The following is a 6,767-nucleotide window of genomic DNA, read 5'->3' on the forward strand; positions in this document are numbered from 1 at the left end:
ATAGTAACGATAGGCGAAAAGTATTACAATAGAAAATAAGGAGTGATGACAAATGTTGCAGCAATTTCAAATTCAAAAACCAATTATTCAAGCACCAATGGCGGGTGTCACAACACCTCAGCTCGTGATTGCTAGCTGTGAGGCTGGTATTTTAGGCTCGATTGGCGCAGGTTATTTAGATGGCGATGCCACACGAGCATTTATTCAAGCGGTAAAAAAAGGGACAAATAAGCCTTTTGCTATTAATTTATTTGTGCAAGAAGAGCCTAAAATAGATGTGGCTGTATTGCAGGAGGCACGTGTCGCATTGCAGCCAATTTACGAGGAGTTAAACATTCCGCCTGTACAGACGGTTATTTCAAAGGATGTTTATTCAGATCAATTACAAGCTGTCATTGATGAAAATGTAGCCATTTGCTCATTTACGTTTGGGCTTCCAACAGCCGATGATATTGCTGGTTTGAAGGCAGCAGGTATTTACACGATTGGTACAGCCACAACATTACAAGAGGCAAAGGCTGTTGAATCGGCTGGACTTGATGCAATTGTGCTCCAAGGAAGTGAGGCAGGCGGTCATCGCGGTACGTTTACAGAGCCTTTGGAATTAATCAGTTTGGACGATTTATTAGCGCAAGTAATCGATCAAGTGACCATCCCCGTCATTGTAGCAGGCGGCATCGCTACAGCGCGTCAGGTGAAGGACACTTTAGCACAAGGCGCAGCAGCCGTGCAAGTGGGGACAGCATTTTTAGTCGCTGTTGAAAGTGAAGTATCTCCATTGTATAAGCAAGCCATTTTACAATCAGAAGGTGACGCGACAACATTGACGAAGGCATTTACAGGCAAATATGCGCGCGGCTTAAAAAACGACTTCACAGAGCGTTTAAAGGATGCTATTGTTGCACCATATCCTTTACAACACCATTTAACAACAGCCATTCGTAAAGAAAGCACAGCACAAGGTCGCCCCGAATTTTTATCGTTATGGATGGGCACAAACGGCCATCTAGCGAAAGAAGCAAAGGTTGCGGATATTGTGGAAGAGTTGTTGGGAGAGATTGCTAAATAAAAATGGAAGTGTCTGCAAATAAAGCAGATACTTCCATTTTTTATGTTGGTTGGGCGAATTGGATTGATGGCTGGGCGATTTCCGATGCTGGTTGGGCGAATTTAGCTGTTAGTCGGGCGAATTTGCCACTTCGTTGGGCGAATCATTACTTTTGAGCTATGAATGTTTTTGTTTCCCCAGAAAAGTTCTATCATATCGTTAGCCCACATATAATGCGATACGTAAGGAGGCTAGACTTTGGAGCTTCAAGATGTACTTCGCGTTGCAGGGGTAGGGCTTGTGATTGCCTTGCTGCATATATTTTTTGAGCAAACGGGGAAAAAGGAATTTTCATTTTTTCTATTTTTTATTGCTTATTTGTATATGACGGCAGAGCTTATTCGTTTTTTGCGTTTGTTTTTTAATGAAATACTTATTTTCTTTCAATGGCTTACTTCTTCGGGGTGACAATGACAACGATATTCGCTGTTGTAATTTTGCTGTTGCTGCTGCAATTGATGAAACAAGCAATGCCCTCACTACACCCTTTATTTACAATTATTTTTACCTTTATTTTTTTGCAATTTGTTTTTGTACAATCTATCATGCCGTGGGCTCGTCATTTTCTCGCAATCATTCAGCACGTTCCATATGCACGATCTTTATTGTATACAGCGCTCGTCTTTCTAATAAGCGAGTTTATGTTTACGCTATTAGCGGATCATGAATATGAAGCGTTGGGGGAGGTGATGCGTATCGCTGTTCGTATTGCACTCGTTACGTATTGGATGACAGAGCTAGAGCCTGCGATACAGACATTGTCAAATTTGCTCAAAAGGGTGTAGTACATGGACACGCTTATGAACGTTTTTCGTGAACCAATTTCTAATATTATCTTAATGATTGCTGTCGTTTCACTTTATACGCTTATCTTTTTAATTCTAGAAGCAATTGTGCCTACAGCGAAAGCATGGTTGGAGCCGTTATTTATTATTTTGCTTGTGCTGGTATTAGGAGAGCTTGTTATTGAGGCATTTCGAATTATGCGAGAGTTTGCCGAAATTTTATCCGCCTTTTTTTTAGCACTTATTCCCGTACTGACATCCGCCATGATTGTTCTTCAATCGATACTCGCCTTTGTCGCTTGGAGTCCGCTCGTCTTGTTTTTCTTGCAATTGCTTATGCATCTTACGAATAAAGTGATGATTCCTGCCCTACTCAGCGCATTGCTATTTGATTTTTGCAGCCGTTTTGTACAAGGTATTTCCTTTAAAAAGCTAGCAGATCTATTGCGCATGACGTCGATGAGCTTAATTGCAGCAGCCTCTTTAGCACTTTCACTCATATTAACGATTTCTGGTGTCGCTTTTTTCGCAGTGGATTCGGCAGTCACGACCCCTTTAAAAAAGGTCGTGGAGCAAGCGATTCCATTAGTAGGTTCCATTGTTGTACAAGGCTTTTCCATGTTTCAAAAGTTTCAAGGAACTGCGACAACGATTACCGGCTTCACACTCGTTAGCTCTTTTTCAATCGCATCCTTTTATCCAGCAGGAACACTCCTTTTATATGCATTTAGCTGTAAATTATTAGCGGCGCTTAGCGAGCCATTTACAAGTGCCAATATTAGCGGCTTCATCGATGATATCGGCAATACATTATTTGTGTTATGTGCCATTGCGATATTGCTTGCTATCACATTTATTTTCATTTGGCTATTAATGTTTGTCATTATGCAGTTAGGGGTGGGGAAAAATTTATGATGACGATACTGGCACTCGTTTTAGTTGGACAATGCTTATTACTTATCGCAGATGAGCCTAAATTTATCGTCTATGTTCGCCTAGCGCTCTTCCTTTGCTTTTATGCTTATATTGCAGATTTCTTTTGATTCAGTAGAAAAATGCTTGATGGGCATAGACATTTAAACATCCATTAACAGAGCAGAACGCAGTCTAAAAACACCACATCCTGTGGTAACAACTGCGTGATCAACATCGTGTTGGCCCAAAGTCTCCGGCGGATGTCACAGATTTTGAAGAGGAGTTTTTCGAGCAAGCTTGAAAAAAATCTGGACGCAATTACGCCGAGGCGTAATTGATTGCGAATATAAAGGAAAAGCCTCTCATATAATGTGGTAATTTTCCCCTAGGGAGCTGTGCAAATCAGCAAAAACAAATCAAGATTAAGCCTCTAGCGGATGTCATAGATGTGAAAGGAGTAATCGAGCACGCCTGAAAAAATCTGAATGATAGTTAACCAAGGCGTAATTGGTTAAAAGGGGGTAAGTCCAAGTATGTGCAGAAGCGATTAAATCTACCGATGCTTGCTATACCAATTATTTTAGTTGTAATTTTTCTCATGACGAATCAAAAAGCACCAACAACGACTGTACAAGATGGAAGTTCGCTAGAGCAAACACTTCAGGAAATGGCTGGAGTAGGACAAGTAAAAGTATATGTACATTATGAACAGCAAGGTGAGGCGATATTTAGCGATTATTTTCGTGCAAAGGAAGGACGCGTAACAGGCATATTAATTGTGAGTGAAGGTGCGGTGGAACCGACAGTACAACGAGAATTATTGCAAGTTGTCAGTCGCGTAATGGAAATACCTACACACCGCATAATGATTGTACCGATGCGAAACAAAGGAGATGGAGAATGAAGGTAAAGCGTAGAACAGTTTGGTTTTTAACACTTTTTAGCTTAGTGGCTGTTATTTCTGTTTATTATGTATTTGAAAATGATCGAAATATCAATTTGATGGCTATTTTCTCAGATGACACATTGCAGGAAACAACGTTAACTGGCTTACCAGAGGAAACGAGAGCGGTGCAATCTGAAAGTTATTTATTTGAGCAAATGCGTATGGAAGTAGAGCATGAGCGCAGTCAGCTAAGAGAGCAATATACGCAAAAAATCGCTTCTGACCAATATTCAGCAGAGGAAAAAAATGAGGCTTACAATGAAATGAATGCATTAATAAAGCGCAATTCGTCTGAGGCGATGTTGGAAATGCTGATTAAATCATTAGGCTATTCGGATGCGTTCGTTCGTATAGAGGGTGAGAAGGTCGCGGTTACGGTGATGTCAGATGAAATGTCTAAAGAGGAAGCGAATGAAATTATTTATGTTGTCATGTCTGAGCAAGGCGAAGGTGTTCAAGTAACGGTCAACGTCCAATCAAATTATTATTGAATTCATAATGATGAAAAAGAGGCTTGATTAAGGTGATGGCTATAAAATTACCTTAATCAAAGCCTTTTGTTTGTTTTCCCGTTATTGTTTTTTAATTCGTTAGTCCTTAGATGTCCTACAACTACTATAGTAAAAAACTAATTATCAGAAAATATCGTCATTTTGTTGGAGATGTGCTGTGTTACGCTAATTTCTTGGGAATTTTTAAATAACTATTTCAAAATGTCTGGATAAATTATAAAATAGTTATTGTGATTATAATATTAAGCAATAAGGGAGAGTTTGGTATGTTCAAAATTCAAGAGATTCGTGAAATTATTAAACTAGTAGATGCTTCATCAATTGACGAGTTTGTATATGAAGAAAACGGAGCAAAAGTAAAATTAAAGAAAAAAGGCAATGTCACAGAAGTAGTAGTACCTAAACAAGAAGTAGTTGTCGCAGCACCTGTAGCGCCAGTAGTAGAGACTACTCCAGCATCGACACCAGTGGAAGCACCAGCAGCGGTAGCACCTGTTGAAAAAGCACCTGTACATGAAGCGTCTGACCTACACCAAATTACGTCGCCAATGGTAGGTACATTCTATCAAGCACCAAATCCAGAATCACCAGCTTATGTAAAAGTAGGCGATAAAGTAGGCGACGAAACAATCGTATGTATCGTTGAAGCGATGAAATTATTCAATGAGATTGAGGCTGAAGTGAAGGGTGAGATTGTAGAAATACTTGTAAAAGATGGTCAACTTGTTGAATACGGTCAACCATTATTCTTAGTAAAAGCTGAATAACAGGGGGGTACTTCCAATGAAAAAAGTATTAATTGCAAACCGTGGCGAGATTGCTGTACGTATTATTCGTGCATGTAAAGAGTTAGGTATTGAAACAGTTGCTGTTTATTCTGAGGCGGACACAGAGGCGTTACATGTGAAGCTAGCGGACGAGGCATATTGCATTGGTCCACGCTTAGCAAAGGATTCATATTTAAGCTTCCCAGCGTTGTTAGGTGTAGCGCAAAAAACGGGAGCGGATGGCATCCATCCAGGCTACGGCTTCGTAGCAGAAAACGCTGATTTTGCAGAGGCTTGTGAAAACGCAGGCATTAAATTTATCGGACCATCTTCAGATTCCATTAAAATTATGGGCATTAAAGACGTAGCACGTGCAACGATGGAAAAAGCAGATGTACCACTTGTGCCGGGGACAGGCATTGTTCCTGATATTGAAACTGGTAAAGAATGGGCTGCTAAAATCGGCTATCCTGTCATCATTAAAGCAACAGCAGGTGGTGGTGGTAAAGGAATTCGCGTCGCACGCACAGAAGAAGAGCTTGTGAAAGGCATTGATATTACGCAAAAAGAGGCAGCCGCAGCATTCGGCAACCCTGGCGTTTATTTAGAGAAATTCATCGAGTACTTCCGCCATTGTGAAATCCAAGTATTAGCAGACGGCCACGGCAATGTCGTGCATTTAGGCGAGCGCGATTGTACTGTACAGCGCCGCATGCAAAAGCTTGTAGAGGAAGCGCCATCACCAGCACTTTCTGAAGAGCGTCGTGCAGAAATGGGCGAAGCTGCTGTCAAAGCAGCACAAGCTTGTAACTATGAAGGGGCAGGCACAATCGAATTCATTTATGATTATCAGGCAGATAAATTCTACTTCATGGAAATGAACACGCGTATCCAAGTAGAACACCCTGTAACAGAAATGGTGACAGGTGTTGATCTTGTGCAACAGCAATTAAAAATTGCCTCTGGTGAGAAATTACCCTTCAAACAAGAGGATATCAAAATTAACGGTTGGTCAATCGAATGCCGTATCAACGCTGAAAACGCATACAAAAACTTCATGCCATCTGCTGGAACAGTAACAGACTACTTAGCACCAGGCGGCTATGGCGTACGCGTAGACTCAGCGGTATACCCAGGCTACAAGATTCCACCATACTATGATTCAATGGTAGCAAAACTAATTGTTCATGCAGATACACGCGAAGAAGCCATCGCCAAAATGAACCGCGCATTAAGCGAGTTTATGGTAGAGGGCGTTCACACAACAATTCCATTCCACCAAGCGTTAATGAACAACGATGTCTTTAAATCAGCGAAGTTCAATACGAAGTTCTTGGAAGAGAATGATGTGTTGGGTGTGGCGGAGAAAGCGAAGTAAGCTTTTAGATAATAAAACAAATCGGAATATCCGAAATTTTTTACCTCTAACTAAATTTATTTAGGTTGGAGGTTTTTTTATGTCCAAAAGTAAGCAAAGAACAGGGATATTTGATTTGGAGCATATAAGTCCTATTGAGTTGAAAAAAATCAATCCTAAGAATGAGCATGACGAGCCACTTATTATAGCTCTATCCATTGTGGTAGATGTTAATTCTGTTCGATTAAAGGGCAATCGTATTAGCGCACATTCAGCTTTAATGATTGTTAAAGAGCAAATGCGATTAACAGGTATATTGAGATATAATAAGAATTATAGTTAGCGAAAGGGGTTATATCTGTCTCTTATACACATCT

General features: G+C 40.5%; 11 protein-coding genes. All 11 read left to right on the forward strand.

Going from position 1 to position 6,767, the window contains the following annotated elements:
* The first annotated feature begins 52 nt into the window (after positions 1-52).
* The 11 genes from C9J34_RS19430 (at position 53) to C9J34_RS19470 (ending at position 6,733) form a co-directional block, all read left to right on the forward strand.
* Positions 53-1,069: an NAD(P)H-dependent flavin oxidoreductase gene (locus C9J34_RS19430; protein ID WP_107841831.1), complete on the forward strand. Its 1,017-nt coding sequence runs from the start codon at positions 53-55 to the stop codon at positions 1,067-1,069.
* Positions 1,070-1,071: 2 nt separating this feature from the next.
* Positions 1,072-1,224, forward strand: coding sequence for a hypothetical protein (locus tag C9J34_RS22135; protein WP_193769091.1), 153 nt, complete (start codon positions 1,072-1,074; stop codon positions 1,222-1,224).
* 82 nt (positions 1,225-1,306) lie between these two features.
* Positions 1,307-1,516, forward strand: a complete 210-nt coding sequence (locus tag C9J34_RS19435; protein ID WP_042473732.1) for a stage III sporulation protein AC — start codon at positions 1,307-1,309, stop codon at positions 1,514-1,516.
* 2 nt (positions 1,517-1,518) lie between these two features.
* The gene (locus tag C9J34_RS19440) at positions 1,519-1,893 is read left to right on the forward strand and encodes a hypothetical protein (RefSeq protein ID WP_107841832.1); all 375 of its coding nucleotides are present in this window, start codon (positions 1,519-1,521) and stop codon (positions 1,891-1,893) included.
* A gap of 3 nt (positions 1,894-1,896) precedes the next feature.
* Positions 1,897-2,808 carry a stage III sporulation protein AE gene (locus C9J34_RS19445; RefSeq protein ID WP_107841833.1) on the forward strand — a complete coding sequence of 304 codons (912 nt, stop codon included), beginning with the start codon at positions 1,897-1,899 and terminating at the stop codon, positions 2,806-2,808.
* Complete coding sequence (locus C9J34_RS22710) at positions 2,805-2,936, forward strand: hypothetical protein (RefSeq protein WP_274523379.1); 132 nt, start codon at positions 2,805-2,807, stop codon at positions 2,934-2,936. The genes C9J34_RS19445 and C9J34_RS22710 overlap by 4 nt, the downstream gene beginning before the upstream one ends.
* A gap of 407 nt (positions 2,937-3,343) precedes the next feature.
* Positions 3,344-3,712 (forward strand): hypothetical protein, encoded by a 369-nt coding sequence (locus C9J34_RS19450; protein WP_107841834.1) that lies wholly within the window; start codon positions 3,344-3,346, stop codon positions 3,710-3,712.
* The gene (locus C9J34_RS19455; protein ID WP_107841835.1) at positions 3,709-4,245 is read left to right on the forward strand and encodes a SpoIIIAH-like family protein; all 537 of its coding nucleotides are present in this window, start codon (positions 3,709-3,711) and stop codon (positions 4,243-4,245) included. Before C9J34_RS19450 ends, C9J34_RS19455 begins: the two co-directional genes overlap by 4 nt.
* 287 nt (positions 4,246-4,532) lie before the next feature.
* Positions 4,533-5,033: an acetyl-CoA carboxylase biotin carboxyl carrier protein gene (gene accB, locus C9J34_RS19460; RefSeq protein WP_107841836.1), complete on the forward strand. Its 501-nt coding sequence runs from the start codon at positions 4,533-4,535 to the stop codon at positions 5,031-5,033.
* A 16-nt stretch (positions 5,034-5,049) separates the two neighbouring features.
* Positions 5,050-6,411 carry an acetyl-CoA carboxylase biotin carboxylase subunit gene (gene accC, locus C9J34_RS19465; protein WP_107841837.1) on the forward strand — a complete coding sequence of 454 codons (1,362 nt, stop codon included), beginning with the start codon at positions 5,050-5,052 and terminating at the stop codon, positions 6,409-6,411.
* Positions 6,412-6,490: 79 nt separating this feature from the next.
* Positions 6,491-6,733, forward strand: coding sequence for a hypothetical protein (locus tag C9J34_RS19470; protein WP_107841838.1), 243 nt, complete (start codon positions 6,491-6,493; stop codon positions 6,731-6,733).
* Positions 6,734-6,767: the final 34 nt, after the last annotated feature.

Origin of the sequence: Metasolibacillus meyeri (genome assembly GCF_003049505.1) — a bacterium.
GTDB classification, from domain to species: domain Bacteria; phylum Bacillota; class Bacilli; order Bacillales_A; family Planococcaceae; genus Metasolibacillus; species Metasolibacillus meyeri.